This is a genomic window from Variovorax sp. GW822-FHT04E09 (assembly GCF_058800845.1).
This window is the reverse complement of sequence record NZ_JBXAMR010000005.1, coordinates 385660-403109: the sequence shown is the minus strand read 5'-3', so window position 1 is coordinate 403109 and position 17450 is coordinate 385660. Positions and strand designations below refer to the sequence as shown.

Genomic DNA, 17450 nt, shown 5'->3' with positions numbered 1-17450 from the left:
TTACTTGCCGCTTTCCTGCATGAGCTTTTCGAGCTTCACGGCGTCGGCCGCGAAGGCGCGGATGCCTTCGGCGAGCTTCTCGGTGGCCATGGCGTCTTCGTTGAGCGCGAAGCGGAAGCCCGCCTCGTCGTAGCTCACCTTCTCTGCGTTACCGCTCGCGGCAGCCTTGGCGTCGAGCGCGTGCGTGAGCGGCTCGTTGCTCGCGGCCAGCTCGGCCAGCAGCTCGGGGCTGATGGTCAGCAGGTCGCAGCCAGCGAGCGCCTGGATCTGCCCCACGTTGCGGAAGCTCGCGCCCATGACCTCGGTCTTGATGCCCTGCTGCTTGTAGTAGTTGAAGATTTCGCGCACCGACTTCACGCCCGGGTCGTTGGCGCCCGCGCTGGCGGCTTCGTCCCACTTCGCACCGGCCGACTTCTTGTACCAGTCGTAGATGCGGCCCACGAAGGGCGAGATGAGCTGCACGCCGGCCGCGCCGCAGGCCACGGCCTGCGCGAACGAGAACAGCAGCGTGAGGTTGGTGCGGATGCCCTTCTGCTCGAGCAGGCGCGCGGCCTCGATGCCTTCCCAGGTGGAGGCGACCTTGATCAGCAGGCGCTTCTCGGTGTCGATGCCCTCGGCCTTGTACAGCGCCACGATGCGCTCGCCGCGGGCCACGGTGGCGGCGGTATCGAACGACAGGCGGGCGTCGACTTCGGTGGACACGCGGCCCGGGATGATGGAGAGGATTTCGGTGCCGAAGCGCACCAGCAGGCGGTCGATGACCTCGTCGAGCGGCTTGCCGGCGTGCGCCTTCACGGTTTCATCGAGCAGCGGCCGGTACTCGGCCTTCTGCACGGCCTTGAGGATCAGCGACGGGTTGGTGGTCGCGTCCTGCGGCTTGGAAATGCTGAGCTGCTTGAAGTCGCCGGTGTCGGCAACCACGGTGGTCCACTGGCGGAGTGCATCGAGTTGGTTCATGAAATCAATTATCCGGGGAGGGGTGTGACAAGTCCTGCACGCAGTTGCGCGGCGGTCGATGTTTTCATGCGAACCGTAGCACGGGTTTTCGCGAAGCTCCATCGGCCTGCAGCGCGAAGGGTTGTCGGCCGCCCTGCCCTACAGGGGCTGTGGTCCCTGGCTGACGGCAGCCGGCCGCGGCGGGGGGCACCCTGAACGGGACGCGACATCCACGCCGAGAACGACTTTCCCCAGGAGCCCTCATGACCCCTCGCCCCCCACGCCCCGCGACCGCCGCCGGCCGCGCATTCGACGACCGCCGCACCAGCCACGCGATCGGCACCATGGCCACCGCCTTCGTCGTGGGCGGCGTGGCCACCTGGTACGCGCTGGGGGCCGCACGCACGGCCCGTGCCCGGCCCGCCGGCCCGGCCGACGGCGCCCCGCTGATGCGCGCGCCACTGCAGGTGGTGGCGCCGGTCGACCTGCACCGCTACGCCGGCGTCTGGCACGAACAGGCGCGGCTGCCCAACCGGTTCCAGAAACAGTGCGCCGGCCCGGTGAGCGCCGAGTACACGCCGCAGCCCGACGGCACCGTGCAAGTGCGCAACCGCTGCGTGCGCGACGACGGCAACTTCGACGAGGCGATCGGCAGCGCGCGCGTGGTGCCCGTGGCCGGCCAGCCCGGCGCGGGGCGGCTGCAGGTGCGCTTCGCCCCCGCCTGGATGGGGTGGCTGCCGCTGGTGTGGGGCGACTACTGGATTTTGAAGCTCGACCGCGACTACCAGGTGGCGCTGGTCGGCACGCCCGACCGTGAGTACCTTTGGGTGCTGTCGCGCGCGCCGCGCCTCGAAGACGACGCGCTGCAGGCCGAGCTGGACTACGCCCGCAGCCTGGGGTTCGACACCGACAAGGTGGTGCTCACCGGCAGGTAGCGCTGCAGTTGCGCCGGCAGCTTGTCGGGCGCGGTGCAATGGATGGCGTGCCAGCCGAAGGCGCGGGCCATCTCGACGTTGGCGGCCGAGTCGTCGATGAACACCGTCTGCTCGGGATCGAGGCCGTGGCGCATGGCGAGCAGCTCGTAGATCTCGCGCTCGGGCTTGAGGAACTTCACGTCTCCCGAGAACACGCCGCCGTCGAAGCGCCGCATGAAGGCGTGCCGGCGCTCGAGGGCGCGGGCGAACGGCACGGGCATGTTCGACAGGTAGTACAGGCGCAGCGGCTCGCCGGCGTCGCGCTGCACGAGCAGCTCTTCGAGCATCGCGACCGTGACGTCGATCGGCGCCAGCCGCTCCCCCAGGCCGTCGAGCATGGCGTGCAGCGACTCGGCCGGCAACGCCAGCCGCGCCGACATGCGGGCGATGGCATCGTCCAGCGTGCGGGTGCCGCAGTCGAAGCCGGTCCAGTCGTCGTGATGGAAAAGGGCCCGGCCCAGGGCCGCGGCGGCGGCGTCAGTAGGGGCGTGAGAGGGGAGATGGGCCTGGACCAGCCGTGCCGGCTCCCAGGCGAACAGCACGGCGCCAAGATCGAAAACCACGTTCATGGCGCCATTGTTTCATGCGCCGGGCACCACGCTCACGCCATGGGTTCCGAGCGACAGGGTGGTCTGCGTGCCGGCCGCCAGCGGGCGCGACAGGTCGGTCGAGACCACGAAGACCGGCCCCAGCGGGGTGTCGAAGCCGTATTCATAGAAGCTGCCCAGGTACGCCGACTTGCGCAGCGTGGCGGGCAGGCCGTCGAGCGCGCCGATGTCCCAGGCCTCGGGCCGCACCGCCACCTTCACGGTGCCGGGCGCCACCGCGTAGCGCGGCTGCAGCCGCAGCGGGCCGAGCGTGACGCTGCCGTCGGCCTGCGCCACGGCCGGGAACACCATCGCCTCGCCCATGAAGCCGGCGACGAACTCGCTCTCGGGGCGGCCGTAGAGCTGCTCGGGCGTGCCGCGCTGGGCGATCACGCCGTGGTCCATGACGATGATCTGGTCGCTCACGGCCAGCGCCTCGCTCTGGTCGTGCGTCACGTAGGCCACGGTGAGCTTCAGGCGCTGCTGCAGCGAGCGGATTTCCTCGCGCATCTCGCGCCGCAGGCGGGCGTCGAGGTTGGACAGCGGCTCGTCGAACAGCAGCACCGCCGGTTCGAGCACCAGCGCGCGCGCCAGGGCCACGCGCTGCTGCTGGCCGCCCGACAGCTCGCTGGGCAGGCGCTCGTCGAAGCCGACCAGGCCGACGCCCCTGAGCGCCTCGCGCGCCCGTGCCGTGGCCTCGTCCTTCTTCACGCCGCTCATGCGCAGGCCATAGCCCACGTTCTCGATCACGTTCATGTGCGGGAACAGCGCGTAGCTCTGGAACATCATGCTCACGTTGCGCTCGCCCGGCCCGAGCGTGGTGACGTCGCGCCCGCCCATGAAGATCGAGCCCGAGGTGGGCGATTCGAGCCCCGCGATCATGCGCAGCGTGGTCGTCTTGCCGCAGCCCGAGGGGCCGAGGATGGTGGTGAGCGTGCCCACGGGCACCTCGAAGCTGATGCCCTTGACGGCCATCGGGCCGTTCTTGTCCGTGCCGTAGCGCTTGGTGACGTTGCGGAATTCGATACCGTTCATACGGAGAGGCTTTCCATTTTGTGATGCCCTTGGTGATTGGGCGTGGCCCCGCGTCTTCCCAACTTGCGCTCTCCGACCACGAACTGCACCAGCGCAATGGCCAGCGACATCAGCACCATGAGCACCGTGCAGTAGGCGAGCGCGATGCCGTAGTCGCCATTGCCGACGCGGCCGATGATGTAGGTGGTGGCCAGTTCGTTCTCGGCCGTGACCAGGAAGATCACGGCGCTCACCGTCGTCATGGCGCGCACGAAGCTGTAGACCAGCGCGGCCACCAGCGCCGGCTTGAGCAGCGGCAGCACCACCTTGAACAGCGTCTGCGACGTGGACGCGCGCAGCATCAGCGAGGCCTCGTCGAGCGAGCGGTCCAGCTGCTTGAACGCCGCCGTGCCGGCCCGCACGCCCACCGGCAGATTGCGGAACATGAAGCACAGCACGATGATGAGCCCCGTGCCCGTGAGCTCGAACGGCGGCACGTTGAAGGCCAGGATGTAGCTCACGCCGAGCACCGTGCCGGGAATCGCAAAGGCCAGCAGCGCGCCGAACTCGAAGGCGCCCTGCCCCTTGAACTCGTTGCGCGCCAGCAGCCAGGCAATGAGCAGGCCCAGCGCCGCGGTGATCGGCGCCGAGATGCCGGCCAGCTTCAGCGTGGTGATCAGCGAGTTCCACGCGGTGCCGGCCCACACCAGCCCGAACTGGCCCCACTCCAGCGCGAAGGCGCTCTTGAAGTGGTTGAGCGTGAAGCTGTAGTCGCGTCCCCAGGTCTGCACGAAGCCGCCCGCGAAGGCGAACAGGTAGACCACGGCGGTGAAGGCGATCCACGGCAGCGCGATGCACTGGATGGTGCGGCGCACGCCGTCGGGCAACGGCATCGCGATGCCGGCGTCGCCCTTGCCGCTCACCGTCGTGTAGTTCTGCTTGCCCAGCAGGCCGCGCTGCAGCGCGAACACGCCGAGCGCGAACAGCGTGAGCACCCAGGCCAGCGACGCGGCGCGGCCCTGGTCGTACTGCGCGCCGACGATGGCGAAGAAGATGTCGGTCGACAGCACCGAGAACTGCCCGCCCACCACCACCGGGTTGCCGAAGTCGGCAATGCTTTCGATGAAGCCGACCAGGAAGGCGTTGGCCAGCCCGGGCTTGAGCAACGGCAGCGTCACCGTGAAGAAGGCGCGGCGCCGGTCGGCGCGCAGCATCTGCGCGGCCTCTTCCAGGCTGGGCGCGATGCCCTGCACCACGCCGCGCATGATCATGAAGGCGATGGGCGTAAAGGCAAAGAGCTGCGCCACCAGCACGCCCGGCATGCCGTAGAACCAGCGCGTGGGCTCGATGCCGAAGACGTTTTCGAGCACCTGGTTGACGATGCCGGCACGGCCGAACAGCAAGATGAGGCCCAGGCCGACCACGAACGGCGGCGTGATGATCGGCAGCAGCGCCAGCACCCGCAGTGCGCCCTGCCCGCGCCGGTTGCCGCGCTCGGCCATCAGCGCCATCAGCGTGCCCAGGAAGGTGGTGCCGGCCGCAGTGAGCAGTGCCAACACCAGCGTGTTCCAGGCCACGCCGCAGCGCACGCCGCCCGCCAGGCAGCCCAGGCCCCAGATGCGCTCGGTGAACACGCGCGCCGCGAAGGCCGCGATCGACCACTGCCCGTCTTCGTTGAAGAAGGCACCCGACAGCGCCCGGCTCACCGGATAGGCGATGAACAGCGCCATCAGCACGCCGCAGCCGACCACCGAGGCAGAGACGAACAGGTCGCCCTTGAACAGGCCGAGCCGCGCCATGCCGAAGGCCGCCAGCAGCACCAGCGCCGTGAGCGCCACGAAGCCGCCCGCGCCGATGCCGAACTGGTTGACGGCCAGTTCGCCGAACTGGGTGTTGAGCGCCGCGACGCTCCAACCGCGCGCGCCGATGGTGAAGCCCGCCACGGCCAGGCCGATGGCGCCGATCGCGCCGCCCGCCAGCAGCCAGCGCCCCTGCGCCTTGCCGGCCGGCAAGGCCGCGCCGACAGCGCACAGCAGCAGCCCGGCCAGCCCGATGAAGAGCCAGGAGCGGCCCTGCGTGGCCGCCTGCATCAGTCCATTGGCGCCCTCTGCACTGCCGAAGACCTGCGGAACGGCTTCGTACCAGGTCGCATCCTGGATCGCATACCAGGGCAGCACGAGGTAGGCCGCCAGGCCCAGCGCGACCCAGGCCCAGATCCATCGCCGCGCGCGCCGGGCGGCGGCCAGGGACGCCGGGTTGGCCGGCGCGCCTTCGTTGGAACGCGCCTGCACTTAGCGCGGCAGCGAGTTGACGTCTTTTTCCCAGCGCGCAATCAGGCGACGGCGCTCGGCGCTGGCGCCGTACTTGGCGTAGTCGTAGTTGATGAACTTGATCTTCTTGAAATCAGGAATGCGCGGGTCGAGCTTGGCGCTCGCGTTGCTGGGCAGCTGGAACTGCTTGTTGGCGGCGCCCAGCTCCTGCGCGGCGGGCGTGAGCGCCCATTCGTAGAACTTCTTGGCGGCGTCGAGGTTGCGCGCGCCCTTGATGACGCTCATGGAGCCGATCTCGGCGCCGGTGCCGTCGGCGGGCGTGATGGTTTCGACCGGGAAGCCCTGCATCTTCTCGCCCGGGCCGTCGTGCACGAAGCTGATGGAGATTGCGGTTTCGCCGCGCGCCACCGCCTTGATCGGGCCGGTGCCCGAGCGGGTGTACTGGCCGACGTTCTTGTGCAGCGCCTTGAGGTAGTCGAAGGCCTTGTCCTCGCCCATGAGCTGCACCAGCGTGGCGATCATGGTGTAGGCCGTGCCGCTCGACGCGGGGTTGGCCACCTGGATGTCGCCCTTGTACTCGGGCTTGAGCAGGTCGGCCCAGGTCTTGGGCACGGGCAGCTTCTTCTTGGCCAGCAGCTCGGGGTTGTAGCCGAAGCCCAACGGGCCCGAGTAGATGCCCACGGTCTTGTAGCCCGACTGCTTGGCCTGCTGCTGGGCCCAGGGATGCAACTGCGTGAGCGTGGGCGACTTGTACTCGAGCGTGAGCCCCTGCTCGGCCGCCTGCAGGTGCGGGTCGCCCGTGCCGCCGAACCAGACGTCGGTCTTGGGGTTGTCCTTCTCGGCGATGAGCTGGGCCAGCGCCTCGCCCGAGCCCTTGAGCGCCATGTTGATGCGCACGCCCGTGGTGCGGGCGTAGACGGTGGAGATCACGTTGCACCACTCGGCCTGCACCGAGCAGATGACGTTGACGGTCTGCGCCGACGCGGCGGCCGACAGACCCAGCAGCGCGGCTGCCGTGAAAAGCTTCTTCATTGGTATTCCCCTGCCTCGGCAATAAAAAAAGGCCTCGCGGCCATGGGACAGCGTAGCTTTAGTACAGGTGTGCCGAATCGGTACAAGTACCATCGCGACTGGCACGTTGCCTGCTCGGCATTCAGACAAAGGAAAGTTTTCTCATGAGCTTCGATCTCGTTCTGTTCGGCGGTACTGGCGACCTTGCGTGGCGCAAGCTGATGCCCGCGCTGTTCCAGGCCTTCAGGCACGGCAGCCTGCCGCAGGACGGGCGCATCGTCGGCGTGGCACGCGACGACCTGTCGGACGACCAGTACCGCGAGCTGATCCAGTCGCGCTTCAGCGCCGTCGAAGGCGCCAAGCGCCCCTCCCCCGAGGAGTTCAAGAAGTTCGCCTCCATGCTGCACTACCTGCGCATGGACCTGTCCAAGCCCGCCGACTACGCCAGCCTGGCCGACCTGCTCAAGCAGCGCGACGCCAAGACGGTCGTGATGTACGTGGCCACGGCGCCCGCGCTCTTCACGCAGGTGGTCGAGCAGATCGCCGCCGCCGGGCTCAACGGCCCGCGCACCCGCGTCGTGCTCGAAAAGCCGCTGGGCCACGACCTGGCCTCCAACCGCGCCATCAACGCCGCGGTGGGCAAGGTGCTCGAAGAGAAGCAGGTCTTTCGCATCGACCACTACCTGGGCAAGCCCTCGGTGCAGAACCTGTTCGCGATGCGCTTCGGCAATGCCCTGTTCGAGCCCATCTGGCGCCGCGAGCACATCGCCAACATCCAGATCACCATGGCCGAGGACCTGGGCGTGGAAAAGCGCGGCGCCTTCTACGACCAGACCGGCGCGCTGCGCGACATGGTGCAGAACCACGCGCTGCAGCTGCTGTGCGCCGTGGCCATGGAACCGCCCATCAACGCGCACGCCGACGCCATCCGCGACGAAAAGCTCAAGGTGCTGCGCGCCCTCAAGCCCTGGACGCCCGAGAGCTTGGGCCTGCACGCGGTGCGCGGCCAGTACACGGCCGGCACGGCCTACGGCGAGCGGGTGCAGGGCTACCGCGACGAGCCGGGCGTGAACCCCGACAGCCGCACCGAGACCTTCGTGGCCCTGCGCACCGAGATCGCCAACTGGCGCTGGGCCGGCGTGCCCTTCTACATCCGCACCGGCAAGCGCCTGGCCTCGCGCGACGCGCGCATCGAGGTCAACTTCCGCCCCACGCCGCACGCCATCTACCGCGCCCCCGCAGGCAACGTGAACAAGCTGGTGATCAACCTGCAACCCAAGGACGGCCTGGAACTGCACATGCTCGCGCAGGCCCAGGACAACCGCCAGCGCGGCGGCAACGGCCACGCCAGCGCCGCGCAACTGGCGCCGGTGCAGCTTGACCTGGACTTCGACAAGCGCTTCGGCGCCGAGCGCGTGGGTGCCTACGAGCGCCTGCTGCTCGATGTGATCGACGGGCGCCTCAACCTGTTCGTGCGCAGCGACGAGCAGGAAGAAGCCTGGCGCTGGGTCGAGCCGCTCATCGACTCGTGGGAGTCCGACGGCGGTCCGCGCCCTTATGCGGCCGGCACCTGGGGCCCCAGCGCGTCGAGCGCCATGATCGCGCGCGACGGCTTCGCCTGGGGCGAGGAGCAGTAGAACCGCCGAATGCGCCGCGCCTTCAGCCGAACTGGAGGCAGCGCATGCTGAGCGTGCCCGACTGGAAGCCTTCGTAGACCGTCTTCGCACGCTCGCCCGGCGCCGCAGCGCCCAGGGCATACAGGAAGGGAAAGTAGTGGTCCGGCGTGGCCACGGCGGTCGACGCCCCTTCGAGCTTTTCGTAGCCGATCAGCGCGCGGTCGTCCCGGCCGGCCAGCGCGGCCTTCACCGCCTCGTCGAACGACTGCGCCCACGGGCGGCTGGCCTTCGGGCCATCGGGCGTGCCGCGGTCGGTGGCGCGCAGGTTGTGCACCACGTTGCCGCTGCCCATCACGAGCACGCCCTGGTCGCGCAAGGCCGCCAGGTCGCGCCCCACCGCATGGTGGAACGCCGCCGGCTTGTCGTAGTCGATGCTGAGCTGGAAAACCGGCACGTCGGCTTTCGGGTACAGGTGCTTCAACACGGTCCAGGTGCCGTGGTCCAGCCCCCACTGCTCGGTGGCGATCACCGGCGTTTGCTTGACGGCGCCGATCGCTTCGCGCGCGAGTGCAGGGTGGCCCGGTGCCGGGTATTCGATGTCGAACAGCGCCTGCGGGAAGCCACCGAAGTCGTGGATCGTCTTGGGCCGCGTCTGCACCGTGACCCCGGTCGCGCCCTGGCTGAGCCAGTGCGCCGACACGCTGAGGATCGCCGTGGGGCGCGGCAGCTCGCGGCCCCAGACGGCGAGGCGGCGCGTGAAGGCGTTGTCCGCCAGCGCATTCATCGGCGACCCGTGGCCGATGAAGATGACAGGCATGCGGCGCGCCGGTGCTGCGCCAGCCGCGTGCGCGATCTCGGTCATCGACGCGAGCGCGGCGGTCGCGCCCAGCGCCGAGCCCATGAGAAAGCCGCGGCGGCCGAGCAGGCGGGTCATCGGGGTGGAGGTCATCGTGTCAGGGGGTGTGGATTCGGGGCCAACCCAAGACTGTGCAACAAAGTGAGGGCTTGGAAAGTGCGTTTACGCACACCGCCCGGCGCACGCACCATGGTTCACGGCACGAATGCACGCAGGCGCTCGCCCAGCGGCGCCAGGAAATCGCGCAGCAAGGGCTCGCGCATCAGCGTGTCGAGGTAGCCCGGCGCCAGTCGCCTGTTCTCCGCATACACCGCCAGCACGCGCAAGCTTTCACCACGCAGCGCCGTGGTCGCGTGGACGTTGCCCTGCCGCTTGCAGGCGCTCGCCATGTCGCGCAGCAGCGCCGTGGCATCATCGGCATCGGGCGCCCATTGCTGGCCATAGAGCCGAGCCAGCCGCTGCGCCTCGGCGGACGGCACGTCGGGAAAGACCAACGGCAGCAGGCGTTCGCGCACACGGGTCAGCGCCGCCACATCGGTTTCCGCAAGGCCCGCGGCGTGACGGCGCGTCAGTTGGCTCAGACTCATGCCGAGGTTGGCGAGCCGCGCACCGCCGCGCACCAGTTCCAGCAGCAGGCCGAGCCATGCGAACCAGCCGAGCGTGGCGTCGAAGCCGAGTCCGCGTTGCTGGATGCGGGGCAGCGACAGCATCAGGCCGCCCATCAGCAGCGGCTGTTCATGCGGCAAGTGGGCCAGCAGCGCGGCCAGGATCTGGTCATGCATCTCCGGCAGGCGCTGCGTCGGCGGTTCCGCGTCGCCATCGCGGGTGTACCAGGCACCGACCGCGCCGATCTCCGGCGACGCGCGCAGGAACGCGGACTGCACCTGCAGGCGCTCGGGCGCACAGCGCACGGTCGGCGCCCACAGCGCCAGCGCGTCGCCGCGCGCCTGCATCAGCCCCCATTGCGCAGCCGCCGCCCAGCCCATCGGGACGGGCGCCTGCAACAGCTGCAACCCCGCCAGCCGCGGATCGGCGGCCATGCGCGCGCGAACCACGGCGACGGTGGCGTCGGTGGAGCCGTCGTCCACCACGATGATCTGGTGCGGCTGCAGGGTTTGCTCAGTGATCGATGCGAGGGCCCCCGCGACATCGGCCTCGTCGTCCCGCGTCACCATCAGGACGGACACCTGCGAGGCAGGCTCAGCCGTATTCCGTGCCTGCTGCCCCACCCATCGCTGCCGAGCCGCCGCAAGATAACGCTGCATCGCCGCCGCCAGCACCTCATGCTGCGGCGGCAAGGACTGCAGCGCCCGCGACCCGGCGATTTCCAGTGCGCGCCGCCGCGGCGCATCGGCCACCAGCGCGCGCACGCGATCGACCAGCTCGTCCTTCGTGCACCCTTCGACCGCGTCGCGCAGCACCTGCGGAATCTCGGAATGCGGATACAACTCCGACACCACGGCCTTGCGATGCCGCAGCAGGATCGACAGGCGCGGCAGCTCAACGGTGCTGGAGTGGTCGGCCTTGCGCATGTTCAGCCCGACCTTGGCGCGCGGCAGCAAGGCGTCGCGCTGCGCCGGCGTCCAGGCGGTGCCGAAGGGATAGGCCACCCGCAGCCCCGCAGCCGTCAACGCCTCCAGCACCTGCAGCCGCCGGGGCGTCGTCTCGCCGAAGAAGATGACGTCGATGTCCTGCTGCGCGTCGTCCAGCACCGCGGAGGCCGGCAGCAGCGGCGTGGCCATCGGCTCGAAGCCCGGCCCCACGTAATCCGACCGATGGATGCCCAGCGCCGGGTGGTGCACCATGTTCTCGAGGCTGTACTCCCACACATGGGCGCGCTGCAGCAGCCGTTGGTAGCCGGGCATCTGCGCGAGCAACGCGAGCAGGGCCGGCTCGAAGTTGACGACGATCGCGTTCGGCGGCAGCTCGTCGTCCGAGGGCAGGCTCAGGCCCATCGCGAAAAAGAAGAGGTTGATGTCGTCGTTGTCGACACCCGGCCCCGGCGCAATGCTTGTGGTGTAGCCGAGGCGTTCGCAGGCGAGGCGAAAGCCCTCCATCACCTCCCGCACGTTCTCGTTGCCCAGCGAGCAGAAGCGCAGGTGCGGCCGGTACGGAAAGTTGTCCGCCGGCCAGCCCTGCGGACTGCCGCCTTCACTCACAAACGGCCTTCCTCCACCGCATGGCAGGCCACCTGCACGCCCTTCAGGCTCAGCAGCTGCGGCCGCTCGGTCGAGCAGCGCGCATTCGCATGCGGGCAGCGCGGATGAAAGGCGCAACCGGTCGGCGGATTCAGCGGGTTCGGCACCTCGCCCTGCACCGGCGTGCGCGCACGGCCGGTGTGCTTCATCTGCGGGATCGCGTCGAGCAGCATGCGGGTGTACGGATGCTGCGGCTCGGCGAAGAGCTTCTGCTTGTCCGCCACCTCGACCAGCCGACCCAGGTACATCACGCCGACCTGGTCGGCCACGTGGCGCACCACGGCGAGGTTGTGCGAGATGAACAGGTAGGTCAGGCCCTGCTCGCGCTGCAGGTCCTTCATGATGTTGAGCACCTGCGCCTGCACGCTCACGTCGAGCGCCGAGGTGGGTTCGTCGCACACCAGGAACTCGGGCTGCGTGGCGAGCGCGCGCGCGATGGAGATGCGCTGGCGCTGGCCGCCCGAGAACTGGTGCGGGTACTTGCTCATGTCCAGCGGCGAGAGGCCGACCGACTGCAGCAGCTCGCCCACACGCTGGCGCAGCGCGTCCTTGTCGCTCAGGATGCCGTGCTCGCGCAGCGGCTCGCCGATGATGTCCTCGACGATCCAGCGCGGGTTGAGGCTCGCGTAGGGGTCCTGGAAGATCATCTGGATGCGGCGGCGAAGCTGACGGCCTTCGGGCGTCTTGAACGCGGCGTGCGCGTCCTGCCCGTCGAACTGCAGGCCGCCGCGCGTGGGCGCATACAGCCCAACCAGCAGGCGCGCCACGGTGCTTTTGCCGCAACCCGATTCGCCGACCAGCGCGAGCGTCTTGCCGCGCTCGATGGAAAAGCTCACGCCGTCGACCGCATGCAGCAGCACGCGCGGCTTGCGTTCGAGCACGCGGTTGAGCCAGGGCGGCGAGACGTCGAAGGTGCGTGCGAGGTCGTGCGCGACCACGAGCGGCTCGCCAGTCTTGGTCGCCGCAGCGTCCTTGCGGGGTTCGATCACGGCGCTCATCGGGTCACCTCTGCGAGGGGTTCGGCCGCCTCGGGCGTGGCGCGCTCGCCGGCCGCCAGGGCGTCGTGGTGCTGCGCGGCGATCTCGGCCTGCCCCGCATGCGGGTCGGCGGCGTCGTGCAGCCAGCAGGAAGCGCGCGTGGCGCCCGCGTGCATCAGCTCGGGCCGTTCAGTCAGGCAGCGTGCGAAGGTGCGCGGGCAGCGCGGGTTGTAGGCGCAACCGGTCGGGATGGCATTGAGCCGCGGCATGGCGCCGTCGATCTGGTTGAGCCGTTCGCGGTCGCTCGTCATGTCGGGGATCGACGCCATCAGGCCCGAGGTGTAGGGGTGCGCGGGTTGGTGGATCACCTCGTGCACCGGGCCGATCTCGGCGATGCGGCCCGCATACATCACGGCCACGCGGTCGCAGGTCTCGGCGATCACGCCCATGTCGTGCGTGATGAGCATCACCGCCGCGCCGCGTTCCTTGCAGACCTGCTTGAGCAGCTGGATGATCTGCGCCTGGATCGACACGTCGAGCGCGGTGGTCGGCTCGTCGGCCACGATGAGCTTGGGTTCGGCCGCGAGCGCCAGGGCGATCACGACGCGCTGGCGCATGCCACCCGAGAACTGGTGCGGGAAGTGGTCGATGCGCTGTTCGGCGGCGGGAATGCCGGTGTCCTGCAGCAGGCCGATGGCGCGCTTGCGCGCTTCCGATTCGGTCACGGGCAAGTGGGTGCGGATGGTCTCGATGAGCTGGCGGCCCACGGTGTACAGCGGGTTCAGCGAGGTCAGCGGATCTTGAAAGATCGCGCCGATCTTGCGGCCGCGGATGGGGCGCATCGCATCGAAACCGAGGTTGTCGATGCGCTGGCCCTCGAGCAGGATCTCGCCGCCGGCCACGCGGCCCGGCGGTTCGAGCAGGCCGATGATGGCCGCGCCGGTGAGCGACTTGCCCGCACCCGATTCACCCACCACGCCGAGGATTTCACCGGGCGCGATGTCGAAGGAAATGCGGTCGAGCGCGCGCAGCGTGCCGCGGCGGTTCGGAAATTCGACGATGAGGTCTTTGACCTGGAGCAGCGTCATGAGGCGTTCTCCTTTTCTGTTCAGCGCAAGCGCGGATTGAGCGCGTCGCGCAGCCAGTCGCCGAGCAGGTTCACGCTGAGTGCGATCAGCACCAGCATCAGGCCCGGGAACACCGTGATCCACCATTCACCTGAGAACAGGTACTGGTTGCCGATGCTGATGAGCGTGCCCAGCGAAGGCGAGGTCGGCGGCACGCCGACGCCCAGGAACGAGAGCGTGGCCTCGGTGATGATCGCGGTCGCGACCTGGATGGTGGCCAGCACCATCACCGGCCCCATCACGTTGGGCAGCACGTGGCGCAGCATGATGCGCAGCGGCGCCACACCGGTGACGCGCGCGGCCTGCACGTATTCCTTGTTGCGCTCCACCAGCGTGGAGCCGCGCACGGTGCGCGCGTACTGCACCCAGCCCGTGAGCGAGATCGAAATGATCAGCACGCCGAAGGCCAGCGACTCGTGCGCGCCCGGAAAGAGCGCGCGGCCGACGCCGGCGATGAGCAGCGCCACGAGGATGGGCGGGAACGACAGCATCACGTCGCACACGCGCATGAGGAAGGAGTCGAGCCAGCCGCCGAAGAAGCCGGCCAGCAGGCCGAGCACCACGCCGACGGCCACCGACAGCACCACCGACACCACGCCGACGATCAGCGAGATGCGCGCGCCGTAGATCACGGCCGAAAGAATGTCGCGGCCCTGGTCGTCGGTGCCGAGGATGTATTTGGTGGAGCCTTCAGCGCTCCACGCCGGTGGCAGGCGGGCGTCACCAAGTTCGAGGGTGGCGAGGTCGAAGGGGTTGTGCGGCGACACCCATCCGGCGAACACCGAACAGAAGACGCACACCAGCGCAATGACGGCGGCGGCGATCGCCACCGGCGAGGTGCGGAAGCTGTAGCCGACATCGCTGTCGAGCCAGCGAGCAAGGGTTTTTTTCATCGCCGGGCCGCGTGGGAGTTATTTTTCATCGTGAAGCAAAAAAGAATGGGCCCGCAAGAAGCGGGCCCATGGTCGGGCCGCTCAGGCAGCGGCCCACGGTCGACTTACTTGATGCTCATCCACTTGAAGTACATGAAGTTGTCGGCCAGCTGCACCAGCTCGACCTTCTTGCTCACGCCCCAGGCCAGCGACTGCTGATGCAGCGGCAGGTGGCCGATGTCGTCGGTGTGGACCTTGAAGGCTTCCTTGATCATCTCGTTGCGCTTGGCCTTGTCCGACTCGGACTGGATCTTCTTGGTCAGCTCGTCCAGCTTCGGATTGCAGTAGGCCCCCAGGTTGAACTGGCCCGTGCCCTTGTCGTCGGGGCACGAGGTGAGCGAGCTCAGCGCGTTGTGCGAGTCGTAGGTGGTCGGGGTCCAGCCCAGCATGTAGAAGCTGGTGTCGCGGCGCAGGATCTTCGGGAAGTAGGTGCCCTTGGTCTCAGCCACGAGGTTGATCTTCACGCCGATCTTGGCCAGGTTGGCGGCCACGCTCTGGCAGATCTGGCCGTCGTTGACGTAGCGGTCGTTCGGGCAGTTCATCGAGACTTCGAAGCCGTTGGGGTAGCCGGCTTCGGTCAGCAGCTTCTTGGCGGCATCGACGTCGAAAGGCAAGCGCTTGTCCTGGTCGGCGGTCCAGCCGTTGATGCCCGGGCCGACGAGCAGCGCAGTGGGCTTGGAGGCGCCGCGCATCACGGTGCGCTGGATGCCGGCGATGTCGATGGCCTGGTAGAAGGCCTGTCGCACGCGCTTGTCCTTGAAGGGGTTCTTGCCCTTCACGTTCGAGTACTGCAGCTCGTCGCGCTTCTGGTCCATGCCCAGGAAGATGGTGCGCATCTCGGGGCCGGTGATGACGCGGGCGTTGGGCGCGGCGTTGATGCGCGCGATGTCCTGCACGGGCACGGGCTCCATCACGTCGACTTCGCCGGAGACCAGCGCGGCCACGCGGGTCGCGGGGTTGGCGATGGGCGTGAAGACGATCTCCTGCGCGTTGCCGTCGATCTTTCCCCAGTAGGTGCCGTTGCGCGTGAACACGGTGCGCACGTTGGGCTGGCGCTCGCGCACGCGGAACGGGCCGGTGCCGTTGGCCTTGAACGAGGCGGTGTTCTCGATGCCCTTGCGGCGGTCGACCGGCTTGGTGGCCTGGTTTTCCTCGCACCACTTCTTGCTCATGATCATGGTGAGCGAGATCACGTCGGGCAGGATCGGGAAGGGGCCGTTGGTTTCGATTTCGACGGCGAGGTCACCGACCTTGCGCACGGCCTTGATCTCGCTGAGCGTGGCCTTCATGTCGGAGCCGTCGCCCTGCGCACGCGCGAAGCTGAACACCACGTCGTCGGCGCTGAACGGCGTGCCGTCATGGAACACCACGCCCTTGCGCAGTTCGAAGCGCCACACGTTCGGCGAGGTCTGCTTCCAGCTCGTGGCCAGCAGCGGCGCCAGGCTCAGGTCCTTGTTGCGGCCCACGAGAGTTTCATAGACGTTGGCGGTGACGCTCAGTTGCAGCGACTCGTTGAGCGAGTGCGGGTCGAGCGACAGGGCGTCGCCCTGGTTCGCGATGCGGATGGTCTGCGCGCTGGCGACCATGCTGACGGCGCCCAGGGCGCACAGGACAGCGACCGCAGCCGCTTGCTTCTTGAAACTCATGGGAACACTCCTCGGGTTGAAATCGAACACATCACGGCGCCGCGGTGGCGGCGGCTTTCCCTGGCTGCAGGCTGCGGGTAGCAGCCAGCGGCATGCCCTGCTCGATCAGGCCCGCATGCAAAGCGGCGCCCAGCGGCAGGATCTCGTCATTGAAGTCGTAGCGGCTGTTGTGCAGGAAGGCGCCGCTGCGGGCGTCCTGGCCGATGCGCAGATAGGCACCGGCCTTCTTCTGCAGCATGAAGGAAAAATCTTCGGCGCCCATGCTGGGCTCCAGGTTGCGATCGACGTTCTTCGCACCGACCAGCGCCTGCGCCACGTCGGCCGCGAACATCGCTTCGGGCGCGGTGTTGATCGTGGCCGGGTAGATGCGTTCGTACTTGATCGTCGCGGTCGCGCCAAAGCCGGCGGCAATGGCCGTGCACAGCTCGCTCAGTCGCTGCTCGACCTGCGCCTGCACGCGCGCGCTGAAGGTGCGCACGGTGCCGACCAGCGTGGCCTCGCCCGGGATCACGCTCATCGCGCCGAGATCGCCGGCCTGCACGGCGCAGATGCTGACGACGGCTGCGTCGATGGGCCGCACGCTGCGCGACACGATGGTCTGCGCCGCGGTGATGATGTGCGCGGCCACCACGACGGGGTCGATGGTCTGGTAGGCATGCGCGCCGTGGCCGCCCTTGCCCTTGATCTCGATCGTCACGCGGTCGGCCGCGGCCATCATCGCGCCGCGGTTGATGCCGACGGTGCCGGCCGGCATCGCGGGCCAGTTGTGCATGGCGTAGACGGCGTTCACCGGGAAGCGGTCGAACAGGCCGTCTTCGATCATCACGCGCGCACCGGCAAGGCCTTCTTCGCCGGGCTGGAAGATCAGCACGGCGGTGCCGTCGAAGTCGCGCGTCTCGGCCAGGTAGCGCGCGGCGCCGACGAGCATGGCGGTGTGGCCGTCGTGGCCGCAGCCGTGCATCAGGCCGTCGTTGGCGGAGCGCCAGCCGAAGTCGTTGTCCTCGCGCATCGGCAGCGCGTCCATGTCGGCGCGCAGGCCGATCATGCGGCCGCTGGCCGTCGACTTGCCGCGGATGACGCCGACGACACCGGTCTTGCCGATGCCCTCGTGGATCTCGTCCACGCCGCAGGCGCGCAGCGCCTCGCGCACACGGCCCGCCGTGTAGACCTCTTCGAAGCCGAGCTCGGGGTGGGCGTGCAGGTCGCGGCGAAAGGCCGTGATCTCGGGGTAGAAGCTGGCGATGTGCGCGAAGGCCCGGCCGGAGGCCTGCAGGCGCGGCGCTGCGGCGGCTGTTGCGGCACTCAC

Annotated in this window: 14 protein-coding genes; 2 read left to right on the top strand and 12 right to left on the bottom strand. The window is 68.8% G+C overall.

Annotation, left to right across the window (positions count from 1 at the left end):
• On the bottom strand, window positions 1-957 hold the full coding sequence (tal, locus tag AC1RL8_RS22015; RefSeq protein ID WP_159273980.1) for a transaldolase: 957 nt from the start codon (window positions 955-957) through the stop codon (window positions 1-3).
• A gap of 242 nt (window positions 958-1199) precedes the next feature.
• Here tal and AC1RL8_RS22010 point away from each other — a divergent pair, with 242 nt between their 5' ends.
• The gene (locus AC1RL8_RS22010; protein ID WP_354345490.1) at window positions 1200-1871 is read left to right on the top strand and encodes a lipocalin family protein; all 672 of its coding nucleotides are present in this window, start codon (window positions 1200-1202) and stop codon (window positions 1869-1871) included.
• Here AC1RL8_RS22010 and AC1RL8_RS22005 read toward each other — a convergent pair.
• Genes AC1RL8_RS22005 through AC1RL8_RS21990 form a run of 4 tightly spaced genes read right to left on the bottom strand, consistent with a single transcriptional unit; the run spans window position 1817 to window position 6813 of the window.
• Entirely contained in the window at window positions 1817-2479 is a 663-nt protein-coding gene (locus AC1RL8_RS22005) for an HAD family hydrolase (RefSeq protein WP_070059991.1), read from the bottom strand. The two genes, AC1RL8_RS22010 and AC1RL8_RS22005, sit on opposite strands and share 55 nt — an antisense overlap.
• Window positions 2480-2491: 12 nt before the next feature.
• Window positions 2492-3532, bottom strand: coding sequence for an ABC transporter ATP-binding protein (locus tag AC1RL8_RS22000; protein WP_095743724.1), 1041 nt, complete (start codon window positions 3530-3532; stop codon window positions 2492-2494).
• The gene (locus AC1RL8_RS21995; protein ID WP_492686209.1) at window positions 3529-5802 is read right to left on the bottom strand and encodes an ABC transporter permease; all 2274 of its coding nucleotides are present in this window, start codon (window positions 5800-5802) and stop codon (window positions 3529-3531) included. Before AC1RL8_RS21995 ends, AC1RL8_RS22000 begins: the two co-directional genes overlap by 4 nt.
• Window positions 5803-6813, bottom strand: coding sequence for an ABC transporter substrate-binding protein (locus AC1RL8_RS21990; RefSeq protein WP_095743722.1), 1011 nt, complete (start codon window positions 6811-6813; stop codon window positions 5803-5805).
• 143 nt (window positions 6814-6956) lie between these two features.
• On the opposite strand from AC1RL8_RS21990, the gene zwf reads away from it, so the two are divergent.
• A complete protein-coding gene (gene zwf, locus AC1RL8_RS21985; RefSeq protein WP_062472648.1) occupies window positions 6957-8429 on the top strand; it encodes a glucose-6-phosphate dehydrogenase in 1473 nt (490 codons plus the stop codon).
• A gap of 22 nt (window positions 8430-8451) precedes the next feature.
• On the opposite strand, the gene ygiD is transcribed toward zwf, so the two are convergent.
• The 7 genes from ygiD to AC1RL8_RS21950 all read right to left on the bottom strand — a co-directional run bounded on the left by ygiD (window position 8452) and on the right by AC1RL8_RS21950 (window position 17450).
• Window positions 8452-9357 (bottom strand): 4,5-DOPA-extradiol-dioxygenase, encoded by a 906-nt coding sequence (gene ygiD, locus AC1RL8_RS21980; RefSeq protein WP_492686210.1) that lies wholly within the window; start codon window positions 9355-9357, stop codon window positions 8452-8454.
• 101 nt (window positions 9358-9458) lie between these two features.
• The gene (locus AC1RL8_RS21975) at window positions 9459-11423 is read right to left on the bottom strand and encodes a glycosyltransferase family 2 protein (protein ID WP_492686211.1); all 1965 of its coding nucleotides are present in this window, start codon (window positions 11421-11423) and stop codon (window positions 9459-9461) included.
• Complete coding sequence (locus tag AC1RL8_RS21970) at window positions 11420-12460, bottom strand: ABC transporter ATP-binding protein (RefSeq protein ID WP_354345501.1); 1041 nt, start codon at window positions 12458-12460, stop codon at window positions 11420-11422. Before AC1RL8_RS21970 ends, AC1RL8_RS21975 begins: the two co-directional genes overlap by 4 nt.
• Window positions 12457-13527, bottom strand: coding sequence for an ABC transporter ATP-binding protein (locus tag AC1RL8_RS21965; RefSeq protein ID WP_492686212.1), 1071 nt, complete (start codon window positions 13525-13527; stop codon window positions 12457-12459). The genes AC1RL8_RS21970 and AC1RL8_RS21965 overlap by 4 nt, the downstream gene beginning before the upstream one ends.
• 20 nt (window positions 13528-13547) lie before the next feature.
• On the bottom strand, window positions 13548-14459 hold the full coding sequence (locus AC1RL8_RS21960) for an ABC transporter permease (RefSeq protein ID WP_062472638.1): 912 nt from the start codon (window positions 14457-14459) through the stop codon (window positions 13548-13550).
• A 104-nt stretch (window positions 14460-14563) separates the two neighbouring features.
• Window positions 14564-16144: an ABC transporter substrate-binding protein gene (locus AC1RL8_RS21955; RefSeq protein WP_070060000.1), complete on the bottom strand. Its 1581-nt coding sequence runs from the start codon at window positions 16142-16144 to the stop codon at window positions 14564-14566.
• A gap of 31 nt (window positions 16145-16175) precedes the next feature.
• Window positions 16176-17450, bottom strand: coding sequence for a M20 aminoacylase family protein (locus AC1RL8_RS21950; protein WP_492686213.1), 1275 nt, complete (start codon window positions 17448-17450; stop codon window positions 16176-16178).

Coding starts and splice junctions, on each gene's coding strand:
- tal (WP_159273980.1), bottom strand. CDS start 957: ATGAACCAACTCGATGCACTCCGCCAGTGGACCACCGTGGTTGCCGAC.
- AC1RL8_RS22010 (WP_354345490.1), top strand. CDS start 1,200: ATGACCCCTCGCCCCCCACGCCCCGCGACCGCCGCCGGCCGCGCATTC.
- AC1RL8_RS22005 (WP_070059991.1), bottom strand. CDS start 2,479: ATGAACGTGGTTTTCGATCTTGGCGCCGTGCTGTTCGCCTGGGAGCCG.
- AC1RL8_RS22000 (WP_095743724.1), bottom strand. CDS start 3,532: ATGAACGGTATCGAATTCCGCAACGTCACCAAGCGCTACGGCACGGAC.
- AC1RL8_RS21990 (WP_095743722.1), bottom strand. CDS start 6,813: ATGAAGAAGCTTTTCACGGCAGCCGCGCTGCTGGGTCTGTCGGCCGCC.
- zwf (WP_062472648.1), top strand. CDS start 6,957: ATGAGCTTCGATCTCGTTCTGTTCGGCGGTACTGGCGACCTTGCGTGG.
- ygiD (WP_492686210.1), bottom strand. CDS start 9,357: ATGACCTCCACCCCGATGACCCGCCTGCTCGGCCGCCGCGGCTTTCTC.
- AC1RL8_RS21970 (WP_354345501.1), bottom strand. CDS start 12,460: ATGAGCGCCGTGATCGAACCCCGCAAGGACGCTGCGGCGACCAAGACT.
- AC1RL8_RS21965 (WP_492686212.1), bottom strand. CDS start 13,527: ATGACGCTGCTCCAGGTCAAAGACCTCATCGTCGAATTTCCGAACCGC.
- AC1RL8_RS21960 (WP_062472638.1), bottom strand. CDS start 14,459: ATGAAAAAAACCCTTGCTCGCTGGCTCGACAGCGATGTCGGCTACAGC.
- AC1RL8_RS21955 (WP_070060000.1), bottom strand. CDS start 16,144: ATGAGTTTCAAGAAGCAAGCGGCTGCGGTCGCTGTCCTGTGCGCCCTG.